Source organism: Fibrobacter sp. UWT2, assembly GCF_900142545.1.
Classification (GTDB): Bacteria; Fibrobacterota; Fibrobacteria; order Fibrobacterales; family Fibrobacteraceae; genus Fibrobacter.
Genome location: NZ_FRBF01000020.1, coordinates 16747 through 36600 on the forward strand (window position 1 = coordinate 16747; position 19854 = coordinate 36600).

A 19854-nucleotide genomic window follows, 5' to 3' on the forward strand; every position below is an offset into this window, starting at 1 on the left:
GAACCAAACAGAGAAAACATCCAAAACTCTCATGTTTACAAATATAGCAACAACCAGATGTCAAAAGATGACATTTTTAGGGCCGTGTTCTGAAAGTTTTGTAAATTTCTTACACCTTGTGCCGTTGCCTGAAGACGATCAGGTGTTCTTTGGCGCGGGTGGCGCCGACCATGATCAGGTTGGTCTTTTCGGGGAGGTAACCGGGGCCGCGGGGCGACAGTTCCAAATCCGTAAGGATGACTACGCGCTTGTCCAGCCCCTTGTAGCGGTAGGCCGACACAATGTTGATGGCGTAATTGCTCAGGGAATCGTCGATATCGCTCCACTGAAAGTTGCTGTCGTTCAGGGCGGCGAGGCCCGAATTCCTGCGGCTACGGAGCGAAACCACGAGAACATCTTCGGGACCGACTCCTTTTTTGCGGAGTCGCGTGATTTCCTTGCGTAACAGTTCTTCTTGTTCGGCGGGGTCTGTGTAGGTGCGTACGTCAACGGCGCGGCCTATCGGAGTTTCGTCGTAGCAGGGGATTCTGATGTTAGTGTTATCGTAGACCCATTCCAGGATTTTCTTGGTGCTGCGGTAGCCGCGTTTTAACACCATCACGGGCATGGTGCTAATGGTCTTGTTTGCGCTAAAGTTGCGGCCCTTGTAAATGGCCTGGTGGCTGTCGTAGAAGAATCGCACGATTCCTTTTTTAGGGTCTTTCAACAGCTGCAAGGAGGCGTCGATCCAGCCGCTTTGAAAATCTTGCCCTTCGTCGATAATGAGCGCATCAAAAAGTTGCTTATTCTTTTTGCGGAGCTCCTGAATGGCGGGAGCCAGGTTGTCTGCTGCCGCTTTATAATATTCAGTCAAGTCGGTGCCGTCTTTAGGTTCATGGTGGGCGAAACCTTCCACTCTTGCGGCACGGACGTACTTGCAGGCGAGCTTATGGAAACTTGCCGCGACCACCTGGCTGTCGTCGAAGCCCTTCTTTTTAAAGGTGTTTTGCATTTGTTCGGCGAGCAGGTCGTTAAAGCAGAGTACTACGACGCGTTTGCCTTCGGCGACGAGTCGGCTCGTTTCCCACTGTACCAGGAGCGATTTGCCGGATCCGGCGACGCCTTCGATTTGCATGCGCGGGTTACGGGTGATCGATTCCATGAGCATTTCCTGGAATGCGGTGGGCTGCAGGCGGGCGCCCGATTCCATTTCCCAGAGTTCCGGCCAGGTCGGCTCGTCATAGCAACCCAAGAAACTGGTGAGGCGGTTGTAGTCTTCGTCGGTCAACTTGTCGTTCGGGAAGGGGTTGCCTCCGTGCGATTCTTCCTTGGTTTCCAGAATCTTCTTGATTTTGCGTTCGAGCGTGTTGTAGCTTTTAAGATCCTGCTTTAAAATGATGCGCTTGGGCTGGATGGCGTTGGCGCCGATTTTGCCCATGTTTTCCATGTCGGCAAAGCACACTGCCCATTGTACGCGCACCTTGTAGTACGAGTTTCCGCCTTCTTTGGGGAACATTTCGCTGAAGTGGTCGTGGAGCGGGTGGATGCTTTGCTCAATTTGCTGGATGGGAGAGCGGTCCATAATGCGGTGACCCTGTTTCCAGATGAATCCGTTTTCGGTACCTTGGGCTTCTTCGGTCGAAATTTGGTTGTCCTTGCATTCGATCAGGAGCATGCCGTAATCCCTGTGGTACAGGATGCAGTCTACTTCGTGGTCGATGCTCTGGGAGTTCTTTTTGTCGTAGAATTTCAGCTGCGGGTTCATCCAGACGTCCCATTTGTCGTTCAGGCAGAGGGCGGTATCAAAAAGGGCTTTTTCGGAACGGGATTTGGGATTTGAGGAAATTCTTTTGCGGATGGTAGACATTTTTGGACCTTTTTACATCGTTTTCGCCTAAATATACATTAGACACCGCTCCTTCATTTTTCTACATTTACGCCCGCTCGGGTAATTACGCTCGGGTAAAACCAATCACCGGCTTGCGAGAGTCGCTTCGGTGGCGAGGTCCACACCCCTAGGTCAGGTCTTCGCTTCGCGGCTTAATTGCAGTCCGGGTAGTAACAACCGAAAAGGAAAATACATTATGGCAAATCTGCCTTCTGTCGAAGATCTGCTTGCTGCAGGCTCCCACTTTGGTCACCAGACTCAGCGCTGGAACCCGAAAATGAAACCCTACATCTTGGCTGAAAAGAACGGCATCTACGTTCTCAACCTGTCCAAGACTCGTGAACTCCTTGAAGAAGCTGCCAAGGCCGCTGCCAAGATCTCTGAATCTGGCAAGACCGTGCTCTTCGTTGGCACCAAGCCGACCGCTCGTCAGTGCGTGCTCGACGCTGCAGCTTCTTGCAACCAGTTCTCCGTGACCAACCGCTGGCTCGGTGGTATGCTCACGAACTTCCAGACTGTCCGTAAGTCCATCAAGAAGATCGACAAGATCGACGCTATGGAACAGGATGGTACCTTCCAGGCTCTCTCCAAGAAGGAAGTCCTCGACAAGAACCGCGAACGCGAAAAGCTCCTTTCCGTGTTCGGTGGCATCCGTGAAATGGTGAACCTCCCGGGCCTCCTCGTCGTGACCGACCTCGCTCACGAAAAGATTGCCGTGGCTGAAGCTCGCCGCCTCCACATTCCTATCATCGGCATCTGCGACACGAACGTCGACCCGACTCTCGTGGACTATCCGATTCCGGCTAACGACGACGCCGTGAAGTCTCTCACGCTCATCGTTGACTACATTGCCGCTAACGTTGCAAAGCGTTCTGCTGACAAGAAGGCCGAAAAGGAAGAAGCTAAGAAGTTCGACAACGGCGAGGAAGAAAAGTAATATGCAGATTACCGCTTCCCTCGTTAACGAACTCCGTCAGAAGACTGGCGTGGGCATGATGCAGTGCAAGAAGGCCCTCACCGAAACTGACGGCGACATGGACAAGGCCGTTGAACTCCTCCGCAAGCAGGGTGCTGCTGTTGCCGCCAAGCGTGCTGACAAGGCCGCTAAGGAAGGCCGCATCTACCTCATCGAAACCGCCGACAAGGCTGCTGCTTTCGAACTCTCTTGCGAAACTGAACCGGTTTCCAACAACGACGACTTCGTCGCTCTCGCCAACATGGCTGTGAAGGCTGTCGAAACTCAGGCTATCGCCTCTGTCGAAGACCTCAAGAACGCCGTTGTTGATGGCAAGAAGATCAACGATGTGCTCCAGGACGTGCTCGTCAAGATCCAGGAAAACATCGACTTCCGCAAGTTCGCCGAAATGAAGAAGACTGCTAACTCCGTGTTTGGCGTTTACAGCCACATGAAGGGCAAGATCGGTGTGATCACCGAACTCGCTTACGAAGGCTCTGCCGACGAAGCTGCCCTCAAGGCTGCCGCTAAGGACATCGCTATGCAGGCCGCTGCTTTCGCTCCGGTTGCATTGAACGATGCTGCAGTTCCGGCTGAAACGATCGAAAAGGAAAAGGAAATTGCCAAGGCTCAGATCGAAGCTTCCGGCAAGGCTCCGAAGCCCGAATTCCTGCAGCGCCAGATTGACGGCCGTGTCGCCAAGGTGCTCAAGGAAATCGTTCTCGAAGACCAGGAATTCTTCATGTCCGAAAAGAACCCGAAGAAGCTCAGCGTCAAGGACTACCTCCAGGAAGTCGTCGCCAAGCAGCTCGGTCTTTCCAGCCTGAAGGTCGTGAACTTCATCCGCTTCGAACGCGGTAACTAATTAGTAGACAGTAGGAAGTAGGCAGTAGACAGTGATGTCGTTGCTGAAAACTCTGTAGTAGCTACAATTAAATTGGCCGTCCCACTCGGGGCGGCCAGTTTTTTATTGCTACATTTAGAATGTCGGGCTGTAGCTTCAGCCGTTAATATGAGAGGAAAACATGAGAGTCTTTTTGAAGGCATTTCTCCTTTTTGCCGTATGCGCTTTTTTTGTGACCGCATGCGGTTCGGATTCCGGGTCTGATTCCGTTACTCCCTCTGAAGTTTCTTCCGATGACGATGACGGTTCCGAAGGCGACGTTTCCGAAAAAGGTTCCAAGGACAATAGCGGTTCCAAAGAGAATGGCGACTCCAAAGATAAGGGCGGTTCTGCAAATTCCGGAACTTCAACGAAGGATACCGAAGTTGACAGCAAGGCGACCGACGAGCCGGTTATCATTAGTAGTGTGAAGGATTCCTACTCCGGCGATTCAATCAAGACGGTGCAAGTCGGCAGGTATATCTGGATGGCGCAAAACGTGTCGCATGTCGGCTGGAGCGTCACGAACGTTTGCTACGACAAGGACGAATCGAATTGTGAAAAATACGGTGCACTTATTGATACGGCGTCGGCTGGTTTTGCGTGCCCGAGTGGATTCTTTGTTCCGACGATGAATGACTGGCGCTGGCTCAGCAACTATAGCAGCAAGTACCCGGAGGTCATGAGTGCCTTGCAAATGCAGTACGGCGGCTATTGTTCCCGCGTACAGGATTCGCTAGTCTGTAAGGGCTTGGACGATTACGGCAAGTATATGGCTCAAGACGGCATCGCGACGCTTTATCCGATGAATATGAAGCCGACTTCTGAGACGGCGGACTTCCATGACTTTTACTTGTTGCGCTGCGTGAACTACACCTACATTGTCGAAAGCGTCAAGGACCTGCCCACTTGCGACAGTGTAAGCAAGGAAACTTTAAAGCCGTTCTACGTGGTAAACGAAAAGTCCAACTACAAGTGCCTCGGCAACCGTTGGGAAGACGACTTTACCGATGACTGCAGCCACGTAGTCAACAGGACGGCGGCGACAATTAATGATACGATGTACATCTGCAAATATAAGGAATGGCAGGTGGCCGATGTATCGGATGCCCGCGAAGAATGTACATCGAAAAACGATTCTACGACGCTGTTGTTTAACGGGAAACGTTATGCTTGCGAAAACGGCTACTGGAGAGCTTTCTCGGAAATTGAAGAAAAGCTGGGGTACTGCCGCGGCAAAATGATTGGCGCATTCGACACCCTAAAGACCCGCACCGATACGCTCGTGAAGAAGCAGGAATATATCTGCGACACGAACGGTTGGCGTCTTTCCGAGATGACGGACCATGTAGGTTTCTGCGACAGCTTGAGGGTCTTTGACGAGGTGAAGTACTCGGGACGGTCTTATGTGTGTCGCAGCGATCGGTGGGAAACGTTTAGCACGCTGGAAAATGAAATCGGCGTATGCTCTCCGAAGAAGAACAAGGTGATTGATTCGACCGAATCGGGATCGACTTATATCTGCGACAGCACTTCATGGCGCTATACGGTGCTGGAAGACTTTATTGGGATATGCGATTCTACCATCATCGGAACGATCAAGAGGCATGCAGGGGCCGGTTACTTGTGCAAGGCTCGCGGCTGGAATCGTCTGAGCGATTTGGAAAATGAAATCGGCGCCTGCTACGAAACGGTGGTGGGAACACTTGCCAAGACCGATGCTGGTGTCGATTATGTATGCGCTTCTTCGGGCTGGACGCGCGCCGCAGCTGCTGATATCGGTGGCGTATGTGACAGTACCAAGCGATACAAGACGGTAAAAGTCAGCGGCGTCAGTTATTACTGCACGGGTTACAGCTGGAGTAAAATGAATTCGATCGACAGTGCACTCGGCTTCTGCACTGAAAACATTCGAGGGAAAATTGATTCGATTGGCGCCGGTGCTACAGCGTCCCGCTACTCCTGCGAATGGAACGGCTGGACGAAATTGAGTGACTTGGATTTCCGTTTCGGGATCTGCAATACGAAAAACGACAGCACCAAAAAGGTAGTACACGATTCCGTTTACGTGTGTAGCAAGAATGCCTGGAAGCTAGGGTCGCTTACGGATATGTACGGCGTCTGTGATTCTCTTGCCGCAGGCAAGACGGGGACGTTTATGGGCACGGCGTATGGCTGCCGCAAAAAAGCCTGGACGAAGATGAGCGACTTCGAAATTGCAAATGGATTCTGTAGCGAAAAGAATGCGGGCGAGAACATTAAGGTGGGTTCCGAATATTACGAATGCACCGTTACTTCTACGAACATTTACTGGAAGAAAACGAATGAGTTCAAGTATGTCATGGGAGAATGCCCCAAGGATACGACCTTCCGCAAGACCTATAAGGATACTTTGTATAAGTGTAGCAACGCCAAGTGGAATCGTGTTACAATCAATGAAGAATATGGTTACTGTGAACAGGGTTCTCCGAAAAAGACCGTCGTGTTCAACAAGCAAGAGTATATATGCGATTACGGCGTAGTAGATGTCGATTGGCACCGCATGACGACCATGGATTCCCTGTATGGAGTTTGCGATAGGACAAGGTATGGCGATACGGCAACCTATAAAAACAATCATTACTTTTGCAATACAAATCGCGATGGCTTTATTTGGGACTATGCCAGTTACAGACAGTATATGGGACAGTGTACGTCTGCCAGGGAAGGGCATGAAATGTTTAACGGGTTCAATACAAGCAAATGCACCTCTGGTAAGTGGGTCGCCATTATCAATGACTATATGACGGATAGCCGCGACGGGAAAAAATATAAGATGGTTACGGTCAAGGGACAGAATTGGATGGTTCAGGATTTGAACTATGTGACAACGTCTAGTGATACCAGCTGGGCGATGAATTCTAGAAGTGATGCTCGCCTGTATTCCTGGACTGCGGCAAAGAAATCGTGCCCGTCAGGGTGGCGCTTGCCGACTAAAACCGAATGGAGTACTTTCCGTTCGAACTTTACGTCTTTGTATGATTATGGTGGTGAGTCCGGCATGCTTGCGGGCAATTGGAGTAACCTTAATGGCTACACGGCCGATGACTTCTTTGGTGTAGCAATTTATCCGACAGGATATATGGAAGATTATTTGTCGGGAGGCTATTCGGTGATAGCGCAACAAAATGGCGATAATGGAGCTTATTTCTGGGCTTCCGATGGCTCGTTTATGACTTTTGGCCAATTTACGTCTTATCCGCGAATGGGTGGCTATGCTGTGGGCGCTGCCATAAGGTGCGTCAAGGACTAGGGTAAGTAACAGTTTTGCTTAGGGAGAATATCGTGAACTCTGCAATCAAGGGACTATTCATTTTGACACTGTCGAGCCTTTGCTTGACGGCGTGCGGTGGCGATTCGGGAAATTCTTCGAAGCCTGCCCCTGAAGAGGAAGAAAATTTAAGTTCTTCGATCTCTCATCAGCGTTCTTCAAGTTCGGCTTCGATTACGAGCGCGACGACGGTCGTTGATTCCGATGCGCATGACCTTAAGAAGGATGAACCTTTCGAGGGCGAGGTTGTCGATCGCTCGACGTGGACTGTCTATAGCACCCGTTCGATAGGCGTTTACACGTGGCTTGGAAACATGAACGAAAAAGACGCCTCGGTCAAGAGCACCTGCTACGCTTACGATGATTCCAGATGCGATCTTTACGGCAGACTCTACATGAAAAAGAATGCAGAAGACTTGTGCCCTTCAGGTTTCTCTTTCCCGTCGGTTTCGGACTGGAAATACATCATGGAAGTGGATTCCAAATCGGTTCTCTATTCGGGAATTTGCTTCAAGAGGGATTCTCTGGAATGTACGGGGATTAGTGATTCGGCGCAGTACTTTGCTGCTGGTGACAGCGCCGTGATGGTTGACCGCTTCGGACATGTTACGGCGACAAAGGCGGCCGACAATGGATTCTATTCTCTGCGTTGCATCAAGTACCGGAGCATTGTTGAAAAAATGTCGGACTTGCCTGATTGCGGTAGCGATACCTACAACAGCTCTACGATATTCGTTGCTACAAAAGATTCCAGCTACTATTGCCGTTACGGGGAATGGAAAAACGAATCGAACCGCGGAACTTGCCTCAGTAGCGAAACGGGTGAAAAATACCTGATTAAGGACTTGGTCTATATTTGCAAGGGTGGCTATTGGCAGCTGACGACTATCGAAGATACCGATATTGAATGTGTCGACGAGAATTTGTATGAAGAATATGTCGTCAACGGAACTCGCTACGCCTGTACCGATACGGGAATGGCTAAGTTGAGTTACCCTGCGTCTAAAATCGGCTATTGCAACCCGGATCGCAACGGCGATATGATTGAACTCGATAGCACAAATTATGTCTGCCGCGATTTTGTGTGGCGGTACGCTACGGTTTCGGACTTTTACGGGGAATGTAACGTTTCGAAATACGGCTTGGTGGTGACTGTTGATGGCAAGCGCTACATTTGCTCTGCCAAGGGCTCTTGGCGCCTGACGAGTGATACCGAAGATGAACTTGGTCCATGTACCGAAAAATTGCAGGATTCCATTCTGAAAAACAAGAGCGGTGCTTACTATTTGTGCGATAACTGGGAATGGTATCGCGCGTCTAAAAACCAGGTGCTGGGTACATGTTCCGATGCCAATGAGGGCGATACCATTACTTATGAATCGTACCTTTATGAATGCTCCGAAAAAACTTGGAAAACGCATAGCCTTATTTCTAAGGAGCTCGGCTTTTGCACCACGAAGAATAAGGGCGCAAAAGGCGTGTACCGCGATACGGTCTATTACTGCTATTCGGACCGCGGCAAGGATTGGGCGAAAGCCTCGGAACTGGAATTGCTGCTTGGCTTTTGCCGCAAGGATACTACGTACATCGTAGAAAAAGAAGGAATCTTCTATAAGTGTTATTCCGGATCTTGGAAAGATGCAGCGCAAAGCGATGTTCTGAAGTCGTGCTATTCGACTGCTGGCGAAAAAAAGGTGTTCAATGGCAAGGAATTCGTTTGCGACACGACCGCCTTAAATAGCAGCGGCGCCTGGTATGCCTTGACGGCGCTTGACTCTGCTATAGGAGAATATTGTAGAACTGCGATTCTGGAAAAAAAGGTGAGATTGGGGAATGATGTCTATGTCTGTAGAGTCGATGCGTCGGCGAAATACAGGAAAACTTGGCAAGATTATTCGTTGGGTGATTATCTGAGATACTGTGACAAGGACCGCGTGGGCGATCGCGAGTTTAATGGCGTGGATACGAGCGTGTGTATACAGAATGTCTGTGGCTCCGACATGATTGAAGAATATGCCTACGACGGAAAGAAAACCACGTTGTGTGTTAGATTGAACCATTCCGGATATTGGTGGCAGCCCATTATGAGGGAACGTATTGTTGATGCCCGCGATGGTGAAGTCTATGGCGTTGTAAAGCTGGGGTCGCAAAAATGGCTGAATAGGGATTTGGCCTATTGGATTACAACGGCTTATGAAGATGATGGAAGGCTGGCCACGTTGTCTCCGGAGCAATATAGGGAATTTGAGGGCTGGAATTATAACTTGTTCTATGTATGGAAAGATGCTTTAGGTGGCTCGAAGGATATTTGCCCTGCAGGAACGCACATCCCGTCTAAGGCGGAATGGAAAACGCTGTTTGAATATGCCAAGGAACTTTCGCCTAAAGGAGGAATTCGTACTTTGTTCAATAAATGGGACAATCGAACAAGTCTGATCGGCTGGGACCTCTATGGCCTTGCTCTGTATAAAAATGGTTTTATGGATATGGATTATTATCCGCCGGGCAATGAGGTAAGAGCAGGTGAAAATGACTACATGACGGCTTACTATTTGACGTCTGATCTGGGAAAAACAGATGGCACCGCAAATGCAGTTCATGTAGATAGCACGATGGCTATTGATTATGAATTTAGCGCGTTGAAAGAAGACGCCTATAAAATCCGCTGTATTGTAGATTAGTAAGCTTCTGTCATCCTGAGTCCTTCAACAAGCTCAGGGTAAACTCCGTCGAAGGATCTAACACTTAATTTCTGATGCTTAAGCTCTCGCGGAGGCTCACTTTCTCTTTTCCGAGTAGCTTGTAGAGTTTGCACCGGAAAAGGGGAATGGCGATGATAACGCCTGCGGTCACAATCAGCGTGGAAAGGTAAGCGATTCCGGGCTGGTTGATTTCGGCGCGGTATAAAAGCCGCATTACAAGCAGGATGTACCAATGAACCGCAAGAATCACGAGCGCATTGCGTGAAATGTTGCGGAGGATTCCCTTGATAATTCGAATGGGAGCCTTGTTCGGCAATTTGTCGGCGAGAATGAACGCGGCAACAAGTCCTGCGATTCCGAAGAAGGAACTCGCGATGAATCCGACGAGGCTTTTGCCGAGATTGTTGTTCATGATGCTAAAGTACGGATCCGGATTCTCGACGATGGCGTAGAGGACAAAGGCGATGATTGCAATGGCTGCTGTCAATAAGATGCCAGAGTTGCTCCGAAGGACTGCATCTTGATTATTGTTATGCAGAATGCTTGATATTTTCTTTATCGGCTCGCGGCACAGCCAGCCACAAGCGAAGAAGAATAGCACCGTCAAATCCCGCTCAATTCCCAGCGGCAACCGAATATGATTCTTGTATAGGAGCCAACCTCCTGCAAGGCTTACGATTGCGGCAAGTGCGATTAGAGGTTTCTTCGCCGCACGATGAATCCCATAGAACATCAGGCTCACTGAATACAGCGTGAAAACGAACCACAGCGGCCCCGACCCAATGGAAGATTTCCCTGCCACAAAAATCTTCGCCAAATTCCAATAGAGGTAATCCCATACGCTCGCAATTTCGGGCCGAATGTTCATTACCGTCATGCGCGGCGCTTTCGGAAACAAGTCGAAATTGTACACGACCGGGTCTAGCGCCAAGAACAACATCGAAAGCATGATGTAGGGGAACAACAGGACTTTGCTCTTATGGATGAAATAACTCTTGAAATCAGGAAAACGGCGCGTACTGAAAAGCATCCCCGAAATAAAGAAGAATGCTGACATACGTAGCGCGCTCAAATGCAGCGTTCCCATCTGCGCATACGAAAACGATTGCTCCACATGGTACAGGCATACGAGCAACAACACGAATCCCTTGAACTCGTCAATCCACCCAATTCGACCCATCAATACCAGCGCCTCTCATCCGCAATCGTCGTCATCGGCCCGTGTCCGGGAAATACGACGGTTTTTTGCGGGAGTGTGAGCAGTTTGCTCTTGATTCCACTGACGAGCGCATGATCGTCATCGCCGAATAAATCGCTGCGTCCGCGGCTGCCTGCGAATAGAATGTCACCGGGAAACAGCAACGGCGGCACATTCGCTTGGCCGTTGACTTCGCCCGGGTTTTCGCAGTAAAACGCGATGCCGCCGGGAGAGTGCCCGGCCACGTGAATCACTTGCAAGCGGATGCCAGGCACCTCGACGGCATCGCCCTCGGCAAGGTAGTTGCCGAGTCCGGGCGAAGGCTCACGCATCGGGAGTCCGTACATTTGGCTCTGTTCTTCTTGCAAATCCAAGAGGAATGCGTCTTCTTCGTGCGCCTCGGGCTGCACACCATAAGTCTTGGCGATGAATGCATTGCCAAGCACATGGTCCAAGTGCAGGTGTGTGTTTAGCAGGTGCTTTACCGTAAGCTTGTTCTGCTCAATGTAGCGGGCGAGGGCTTGTTCCTCTTGCTCGCTTCCTGCGCTCGGGTCAATCAGAATGGCATCGCCGGCGTCGTTGCTTAAAACGAAACCGTTCACGCCGAACGAGTTGAATGTAAAAGCCTTTAGATTCATTTCTCTTTAATATAAAAAAGGAAATGCCCGCACGATGGCGGGCATGATAATGTTTGTGGAGGCCGCAGCGGCTTTAGGGTGCTGCCCTGACCACTGTCTACTGCCTACTGTCTACTATCCCTTGATTTCCCAGGTCGTGCCTTCCTTGCTGTCCTTGATGACCACGTTCATGGCGGCAAGTTCGTCGCGGATGCGGTCACTTTCGGCCCAGTTCTTGTTGGCACGGGCTTCCTTACGGGCGGCAATCAGTGCTTCAATCTTTGCGACATCCACTCCGTCGTTGGCGCCCTTCTTGGCATATTCTTCACGAGGCTGGTCGAGCTTCAAACCGAAAATCTTGTCGAAGTCGGCAACGAGGGAGGCCTTTTCACCGTCATCGATATCGCTCTTGAGCATCGTGTTCATGATACCGAGGGCGCGCGGCATGTTCAGGTCATCGCCGATGGCGTCCTTGAATTCATTCTGGAATGCCTTGGCTGCTTCGCTAGTGATAGCTGTAGCCTTACCGATCAGCGGGTCTGTCTTCTTGTGCAAACTCTTCAGGCCTTCCTTAGCGCCTTCCAAAGCTTCCCACGTGAAGTTCAGATAGTTGCGGTAGTGACTGCCGATGGCGAAGAAGCGGTAGTCGAGCGGATTGAAACCGCGGTCCATGAGGAGCGAGACCGTCAGGAATTCGCCGCTGGACTTACTCATCTTGCCGAACTTCTGTTCGGTGGTTCCGTCTTCTAGCTTTTCTTCGCTAACAGTACGGAGGAATTCGCCGTGCATCCAGAAGCGGGCAAACTGCACGCCGTTGGCGCATTCGCTCTGGGCGATTTCGTTCGTGTGGTGCACGCGGATGTGGTCGGTGCCGCCGCAGTGAATGTCGAGGGTCGGACCATTGTACTTCATGGCCATGGCGGAGCATTCAATGTGCCAGCCGGGGAAACCGACGCCCCACGGGCTGTCCCATTCCATGGCGCGCTTCTTGTCCTTCGGGCTGAACTTCCACAGAGCGAAGTCGGTGGCGTTCTTCTTTTCGCCCATGTCGATGCGGCTACCCTTGCGCAGGTTTTCCACGTCGAGGCGGGCAAAGTCGGCATAGCGCGGGAACTTAAGGCTATCGAAGTAGATGCCGTCGCTGGTGCGGTAGGTGTAACCTTTTTCTTCCAAGGTCTTCACCAGGTCAATCTGTTCCTGGATGTGCTGCGTGGCAGGAGTCCAGCGGGTCGGTTCTTGGATGTTGAGACGGTGCCAGTCGGCCATGAAAGCGTCGGTGTAGAATTTTGCGATATCCCACACAGACTTGCCTTCGCGGGCGGCGCCCTTTTCCATTTTGTCGTCGCCAGAGTCAGCGTCGCTGGTCAAGTGGCCCACGTCGGTGATGTTCACGATGTGGTTCACCTTGTAGCCGTAGTAGTTCAGCGTACGCACCAGAAAGTCTTCGAAAATGTAGGTGCGGAGGTTGCCAATGTGGGCGAAATGGTACACCGTCGGGCCGCAACAGTACATGCGCACGGCGGGAACGCCTTCAGGAAGTGTGAAAATCTCTTTCTTACGCGATGCAGTGTTGTAGAATTGAAGTGCCATTTTAAGCCTCCGGTTAGTTAATGCGGCGCAACTTGCGTCGTTCGCGGCCAAATATAGAATTATTTTACAGGATTTTCTTCAGTCCGTTGATGTCGCGGAGCAGGATTCTGCCCCTCTTGATTTCGACAAGGCCCTTGGCGGCGAATTCTTGGAGCATGCGGGCCACCACTTCGCGGGCAGAATTCACGTCGCGGGCGATTTCTTCCTGCGTTTTCTTGACTTCGTCCTTGCCGGTGCTTTCAAAAGCCGAAATCAGGTAAGAGGCCAGACGCTGGTCGAACCGTTTGAACAGCATGAGCTGAATCGCCCAAATGGTCTGCGAATAACGCTCCGTCTCTTTTTCGAAGATGAATGCCCGCACATGGATGTTCGTATCCATCAGCTTGGCGCACAGGGCAGCCGGAATCACCAATGCGGTCGTGTCTTCTTCGGCGGTGACCTGGGTCTCGAAAGTCAGCTGGTGAATCACGCAAGAAGCGGTCGATACGCAAAACTCGTTGGCGTGGGCACGGTACAGGGTGATTTCGCGTCCTTCGTCAGAGATGAGTCCTACGCGAATCCCTCCACTCAGAATAAAGATGATTCCGAGGCAAGAGGTTTTGCTGTTGTGAATCATCTGGTTCTTGCCGAAGCGCTTTGTAACGCAACGGTCCGAAACCATCGCCTTTTCTTCGGGCGAAAGATTCTGCCAAAAGGGCAGATTCGGAAGGAAGTGACTGAATGGACCTAAGCTCATAAAAGATGCACCTTCCTTGCAATATACAAAAAGGTGCATCGCCTTAAGGAGGACAGTTTAATCGATCAAGCGTTTAGCCAATAATGCGTTTAGCTGAACATGTTGACAATCTGGTCTTTTGGACGTACCCCGACTACGGAGTTGACGATTTTACCTTCCTTGATGACCACGAGCGTGGGAATGCTCATGACTCCAAAGAAAGACGCCAGTTCGCCCTGTTCGTCGACATTCACCTTGCAGACCTTCACCTTGTCGCCGTGTTCTTCGGCGATTTCGGAGATGGTGGGCGAGAGCATGCGACAGGGCCCGCACCAGGGTGCCCAAAAGTCAATCAGAACGGGCTTGTCGGAGTTCATGACTTCTGTTTCAAAGTTGCTCTTGGTAATATTCAATTCGGTCATTTTTTACCTCTCTTTGTTTTTATTCTTGTTTACACCTATATTTTACCTAATGTGCGTCCGCTTATCTGTGACTAGGTCACATTACCCGAAAAATTTTCTAAATTCGGCGCCATGATTTTTTCCGAAATCATCAAGGAATCTTACGAACCGAGAGAGTATCCGGCGCTGGCTCTGCTTTCAGATGAGTGGCTGCAGACGCGCCCGTTTTGGGGCTGTAAGGTTTTGGTGGCGACTCCGATTTTCAGGAACACATTGGTAGAATACCGTGCACTAATGGCCGGCGGTGCGAGCCTTTATGTGGGCTATTCCGTTGGAACGTCGGGGGCGGCCATGCCTTGCGACAAGAAAATCGTCGAATTCCTGAAAGAAAAAGATGTTCCCGTCGTTACCGATGAAGATATCAAGAGCGGTAAAGTTGCCGATGATTTCGACTTGATTTTGGATTGCGCCGGACAGTTTGCTTTTTGCCACCCGAAAAAGGGTTTTGTAGAACTCACCCGTAGCGGTGTGCAGTTTTATACGAATTCGGAGCATCCGGTATATGTTGCCGATAGCGGAATAGTCAAGCGCATCGAAACCGTGCTCGGTACGGGCGACGGTTACTTTCGCGGATTGGAATCGTTGGGCTATACCAAATTCGAAGGAAAATCGCTTGTGGTATTTGGTAGCGGCAAGGTGGGTTGCGGCATTGCCCTGCATGGCGTGCGTCGCGGCATGAACGTCTGCACCATCACCAATACCCGTAACGATGATTCCAACTCGAATTTCAGCAGCGTGCTGCTGAACAACGACGTCCGTATTGAAGATTACTTGGACGACGAAATAGTGGCGGATGTGATTGCCCACGCCGATTTTGTGGTGACCGCAACAGGCCGCAAGAATGCGCTGACCCAGTCTGCTGTTTCTGCAATTCTAGCCAATACCAAGGCTGTCGTGGCCAACATGGGTGTCGAAGACGAATTTGGCGAACTTGTTCCCCATACAAGAGTGCTGAACGGAAAGTCTCCCTTGAATTTCGTGCTGGACGAACCCACTCACCTCAAGTACATCGATACTAGCCTTGCTTTGCATGCGGCCTTGGGCGAACGCCTGCTGCAAGAATGTGCCGAAGCGGCTAGTCCTTTCAAGGGCGTGCAGAATCCGCCTAGTGAAATTGAGCAACGTTTGTTGATGACGACCATTCAGGACGGGGTTATTGGCCCTGAAATCTGCGACATGATGCGCTAGGCGCTGTGCCGAAGCGGGCGATAAGCCTGCATTCTATGTAAAAAGTGCAGCCTTTGTAAATAAATTCTTGCTTTTTTGACTTTTTTAAAGTATAATTGCAAAAGAATATAAACAAACGAGGTTGTATGAATATGAAGAAAACTTTTGCAATGGCTCTCGTGTCTGTAGCTTTTGCTATGGCGCAAGAACAGCCTGCCGCCGCTCCCGCTGAAACAGCAGCGCCTGCGGCTCAGCCCGCCGCCGTAGCGGCTCAAACCGCAGCCCCTGCCGAAGCGCAGCCTGCCGCTGAAGTTCAGCAACCTGCTCCGGAGGCCGCCTCCGCTGAAACTGCGGCACCCGTTGCTCAGCCTGCCGCCGAAGAAGCGCAGCCTGCTGAACAGCCGAAGCCCGCAGAACCTGCCGCAGCAGCCGAAGCGCCCGCCACTCCCGCCGCTACCGCGGCTCCTGTCGAAGTGGCTGCCGCTCCTGAAGCTGCACCGGAAGGTGTCGTCCGCAAGGGGCCGCCCAAGACGCCTTTTACCGTACTTCACGGCAATGCCTATAACCGTGTCGAAAACGAAGCCGCTGGCGACAACGTGAATACGCTGCTGAACAAAAGTTTGACCAAGATGGCCTTCAACAAGTTCTTCTACATTGAACCCTCTGGCGAAATGGGTGCATTCTCGCTGGGCGGCTTCTTTGGTGCAATGGATATTTCCGGTGAACTCGGTCGTGCTACGGCCGGTTACGCCACACCAGGCTTTGCTATCGAAGCTCGCGTAGGCTTAGGACAAATCAAGACTGAAACCAAGGGTGCCGACATCAAGGAAACAGTGGAAGGCGATGACTGGGGGCTTACGTTGTCCAAAACGCTCGGCGGCTATTCGTTGACCTTGGCCGGCGACTGGACTACATACGCCAAGGAAACGAATATTGATCCCAAGAGGGGCCCTGAAACGGAACAGCGCTACCGTGACCTGGATGCATCCTTGATTTTGACCAACGGCCCCTCTGCCCAGAAGCATTTCTGGGCTACTGGCGTGGCCTTTAGCCGTCACGAAGACGAAATGGAAGTCGACGGAACCCTGATTGGCGATTCCCTGACGTCGAACGTGACGATTGTCCCGGTGTTCAATTATGGCTCTCCGGTGCTTCGTACCAGCTACGCCAACCTCTATATGGGTGTTAACGTTGCTGTGCCGGTCACCATTTATGATAAGGCCGACATGCGCGACTCCGTTTCTGGCGAACTCAAGGAAGCTTCGCTCTTCACGGCAGGCTTGAGCCTCTCTCCCAACATTTTGGGCGAAGTCCTCCTGACCGAATCCGTGATGCTCTTTGGCGAAGCGAGCTACACCTGGGAAGCCTTCCGCTATATTGACAGCAAGACCCCTTATGACGAAGTTGAAGTCAAGAAGAGCGTCGCTGACAAGGTGGACGCCTCCCTGGGCTTCCGCTACCAGTATAAGGATTGGGCTGCCTGCGAATTTGCCTTTGGCGATTCCTTCTTCACCGACACCAAGTCCATCTTCAACGGTGAAGGTGTGTTCGTAAACTTCGGCGCCTTCATCTACTTCTAGCCGATGCTGTCATGCCGAACTCGATCCGGTATCAAGTCATGCCGGTCGCTCGCCTAGTCATGCCGAACTTGTTTCGGCATCAGCTTGCCTGATTGGAGCATTATTTTACAGAAGGGGCCCTGCCGTATGGCGGGGCTTTTTTCTATTTTTCAGCCCACTATGGCAAAAATTCTCTTTAAAAAACAAATGTCTTCCGCGGTCTACATGTTCCGCGTCGAGGCCCCGCTGATCGCTCAAGAGCGTAAGGCCGGCCAGTTTATCATCCTCCAGACGAACAAGGATAACGGCGAACGCGTGCCTCTCACCATCGCCGATGCCGACACGACTGAAGGCTCTATCACCCTGATTTTCCAGACGGTTGGCAAGACCACCACCGAACTTTCCAAGTTCGAAGTCGGTGACGATATTCCCGTGCTCGTGGGCCCGCTCGGCTCTCCGACCCACATCGAGAATTTTGGCCACGTGGTTTGCGTGTGCGGTGGCGTGGGTATCGCCCCGATGCACCCGATCGTTCAGGCCCTCAAGGCTGCAGGCAACAAGGTCACCATCATCATGGGTGCCCGTAACGAAAGCCTGTTCCTCATGAAGGACGAAATGACCGCTCTCGCCGACAACATCATCTTCATGACCGACGACGGTTCTTATGGCCGCAAGGGTCTCGTGACCGAACCGCTTAAGGAACTCTGCGAAGACACCAAGGGCAAGCCTGACATGGTGATCGCTATCGGTCCTCCGATCATGATGAAGTTCTGCGCCCTCACCACCAAGCCCTACGGCGTGAAGACCGTGGTGAGCCTCAACAGCATCATGGTGGACGGAACCGGCATGTGCGGTGGCTGCCGCGTGACTATCGGTGGCAAGACGAAGTTCGTCTGCGTCGATGGCCCGGAATTCGACGGTCACGAAGTCGACTGGAACAACATGCTCCAGCGTATGGGCGCTTTCAAGCCCCAGGAACAGGAATCTCTGCACCGCTTCGGTGCAAACGATGGCCACAAGTGCAACATTGACAAGATGGCTGACGCAAAGGCCAAGGAGAGCAAGTAATGTCTGAACATTTGACTCGTGAACAGTTGGACGCCGCCGCCAAGGTGGAACTTGAAAAGATTAACGCCCTCCCGAAGCCGCTCAAGCCGAAGGACAAGAATGCCATTCCGGCTCAGCCGATGCCGCAGCTCGAACCGAGCTACCGCGCTCGCGTGATGGAAGAAGTGGCCCAGGGTTATACCGAAGCCCAGGCCATTGTTGAAGCTAACCGCTGCCTCGCTTGTAAGAACCAGCCTTGCGTGGAAAGCTGCCCGGTGCACATCGACATCCCGGCCTTCATCGCCAAGATTGCTGAAGGTGACTTCAAGGCCGCTATCGCCAAGATTAAGGAAACCAGCTTGCTCCCGGCTATCTGCGGCCGCGTTTGCCCGCAGGAACGCCAGTGCCAGATGAACTGCACCATGGGCAAGATGCACAAGGACGTGAACCAGGCTGTGGCTATTGGCCGTCTGGAACGCTTTGCTGCCGACTATGAACGCAACAACGGTGGCGCCTCTGTGCCGGCCGTGAAGCCCGCTACCGGCAAGAAGGTGGCTGTGATCGGTTCCGGTCCTGCCGGCCTGGTTGTCGCTGCTGACGTTCGCCGCGAAGGCCACGACGTGACCATCTTCGAAGCTTTCCACAAGCTCGGTGGTGTGGTCCGCTATGGTATTCCTGAATTCCGTCTTCCGAAGAAGATCGTGGACAATGAAATTGAATCCCTTGCTGCCATGGGCGTGAAGTTTGAGACAAATTTTGTCATCGGCCGTACCCGTAAGCTCAAGGACCTCATTGAAAAGGATGGCTTCGATGCCGTGTTTGTCGGTACCGGTGCAGGCCTCCCGCTCTTCATGAACATCGAAGGTGAAAACCTGGTCGGTGTGTTCGCCGCTAACGAATACCTGACCCGCGCTAACCTCATGCGCGCCTACGACAAGGAACATGCCGATACTCCGATGTGGCCCGGTAAGAACGTGGTCGTTCTCGGTGGTGGTAACGTCGCTATGGACGCTGCCCGTATGGCTCTCCGTCTCGGTGCCGAAAAGGTCCGTATCATTTACCGCCGCAGCATGAACGAACTCCCGGCCCGTAAGGAAGAAGTTCTCCATGCTCAGGAAGAGGGTGTCGAATTCTGCGTTCTGCAGAACCCGGCCAAGATCCTTGGCGACGAAGCCGGCCACGTGCGCGGCATGCTCGTCGACAAGTACGAACTCGGCGAACCCGATGAAAAGGGCCGTCCGCGTCCGGTCAAGGTCGAAGGTGCAAGCTTCGAAATCGAATGCGACACCGTGCTCGTTGCTATCGGTAACGGTTCCAACCCGCTTATCAGCAACACCACGCCGGAACTCTCTGTCGACAAGAAGGGTCACATCCTTCTCGAAGATGCTGCTGCCAACAAGACCTTTATGGAAAAGGTCTACGCCGGTGGCGACATCGTGCTCGGCGCTGCAACTGTGATCCTCGCCATGGGCGAAGGTCGTCGTGCTGCTGCCGGCATCAACGAATTCCTGAAGAAGTAATCAATTACTTCGGCTGAAAACAACCCCGACTCTTTGCGAGCCGGGGTGTTTTTTATGGGTATTAAACCTCGCATCCAAGTTAAAAAATATAAATTGACAGATTTTCAACACTTTTCTAAACATATACTTGTTCGTTCAATGCATATATATGTAAATTACTATGTATAGATATTGTTTTGTGGTATAGTAATGATTTTGAATCACGAGTTTTTTGTGTTACGCGAAGAATCTTCAGCTGTTGAAGGGCTGGGGACGAGCGGGAT

General features: G+C 51.7%; 14 protein-coding genes. 8 read left to right on the forward strand and 6 right to left on the reverse strand.

Translation table 11 applies throughout. The annotated features are described in order from the left end of the window. Positions 1 to 109 precede the first annotated feature (109 nt). Positions 110 to 1846 carry an AAA family ATPase gene (locus BUA40_RS12115; RefSeq protein WP_072801119.1) on the reverse strand — a complete coding sequence of 579 codons (1737 nt, stop codon included), beginning with the start codon at positions 1844 to 1846 and terminating at the stop codon, positions 110 to 112. A 217-nt stretch (positions 1847 to 2063) separates the two neighbouring features. On the opposite strand from BUA40_RS12115, the gene rpsB reads away from it, so the two are divergent. From rpsB to BUA40_RS12135, 4 genes are all read left to right on the forward strand, one after another. Then, a complete protein-coding gene (gene rpsB / locus BUA40_RS12120; RefSeq protein WP_072801120.1) occupies positions 2064 to 2804 on the forward strand; it encodes a 30S ribosomal protein S2 in 741 nt (246 codons plus the stop codon). 1 nt (position 2805) lies between these two features. Next, entirely contained in the window at positions 2806 to 3687 is an 882-nt protein-coding gene (tsf, locus tag BUA40_RS12125) for a translation elongation factor Ts (RefSeq protein ID WP_072801121.1), read from the forward strand. Between the two features lie 172 nt (positions 3688 to 3859). Continuing rightward, positions 3860 to 6997, forward strand: a complete 3138-nt coding sequence (locus tag BUA40_RS12130; protein ID WP_178299633.1) for an FISUMP domain-containing protein — start codon at positions 3860 to 3862, stop codon at positions 6995 to 6997. A gap of 32 nt (positions 6998 to 7029) precedes the next feature. Next, a complete protein-coding gene (locus BUA40_RS12135) occupies positions 7030 to 9696 on the forward strand; it encodes an FISUMP domain-containing protein (RefSeq protein WP_072801123.1) in 2667 nt (888 codons plus the stop codon). 64 nt (positions 9697 to 9760) lie between these two features. Here BUA40_RS12135 and BUA40_RS12140 read toward each other — a convergent pair whose 3' ends face one another. From BUA40_RS12140 to trxA, 5 genes are all read right to left on the reverse strand, one after another. Then, positions 9761 to 10897: an acyltransferase family protein gene (locus BUA40_RS12140; RefSeq protein WP_072801124.1), complete on the reverse strand. Its 1137-nt coding sequence runs from the start codon at positions 10895 to 10897 to the stop codon at positions 9761 to 9763. After that, positions 10897 to 11553, reverse strand: a complete 657-nt coding sequence (locus BUA40_RS12145; RefSeq protein ID WP_072801125.1) for an MBL fold metallo-hydrolase — start codon at positions 11551 to 11553, stop codon at positions 10897 to 10899. The genes BUA40_RS12140 and BUA40_RS12145 overlap by 1 nt, the downstream gene beginning before the upstream one ends. Before the next feature lie 114 nt (positions 11554 to 11667). After that, positions 11668 to 13122 carry a cysteine--tRNA ligase gene (gene cysS / locus BUA40_RS12150; RefSeq protein ID WP_072801126.1) on the reverse strand — a complete coding sequence of 485 codons (1455 nt, stop codon included), beginning with the start codon at positions 13120 to 13122 and terminating at the stop codon, positions 11668 to 11670. A 64-nt stretch (positions 13123 to 13186) separates the two neighbouring features. Then, complete coding sequence (locus tag BUA40_RS12155) at positions 13187 to 13858, reverse strand: Crp/Fnr family transcriptional regulator (protein WP_072801141.1); 672 nt, start codon at positions 13856 to 13858, stop codon at positions 13187 to 13189. Positions 13859 to 13947: 89 nt separating this feature from the next. Then, entirely contained in the window at positions 13948 to 14259 is a 312-nt protein-coding gene (trxA, locus tag BUA40_RS12160) for a thioredoxin (protein ID WP_072801127.1), read from the reverse strand. Positions 14260 to 14370: 111 nt separating this feature from the next. On the opposite strand from trxA, the gene BUA40_RS12165 reads away from it, so the two are divergent. The 4 genes from BUA40_RS12165 (at position 14371) to gltA (ending at position 19591) form a co-directional block, all read left to right on the forward strand. Next, on the forward strand, positions 14371 to 15486 hold the full coding sequence (locus BUA40_RS12165) for a Rossmann-fold NAD(P)-binding domain-containing protein (RefSeq protein ID WP_072801128.1): 1116 nt from the start codon (positions 14371 to 14373) through the stop codon (positions 15484 to 15486). A 125-nt stretch (positions 15487 to 15611) separates the two neighbouring features. Beyond that, a complete protein-coding gene (locus tag BUA40_RS12170) occupies positions 15612 to 17045 on the forward strand; it encodes a hypothetical protein (RefSeq protein ID WP_072801129.1) in 1434 nt (477 codons plus the stop codon). 159 nt (positions 17046 to 17204) lie between these two features. Next, complete coding sequence (locus BUA40_RS12175; protein ID WP_072801142.1) at positions 17205 to 18092, forward strand: sulfide/dihydroorotate dehydrogenase-like FAD/NAD-binding protein; 888 nt, start codon at positions 17205 to 17207, stop codon at positions 18090 to 18092. Then, positions 18092 to 19591: an NADPH-dependent glutamate synthase gene (gene gltA, locus BUA40_RS12180; protein ID WP_072801130.1), complete on the forward strand. Its 1500-nt coding sequence runs from the start codon at positions 18092 to 18094 to the stop codon at positions 19589 to 19591. Before BUA40_RS12175 ends, gltA begins: the two co-directional genes overlap by 1 nt. The last annotated feature ends 263 nt before the right edge of the window (positions 19592 to 19854 follow it).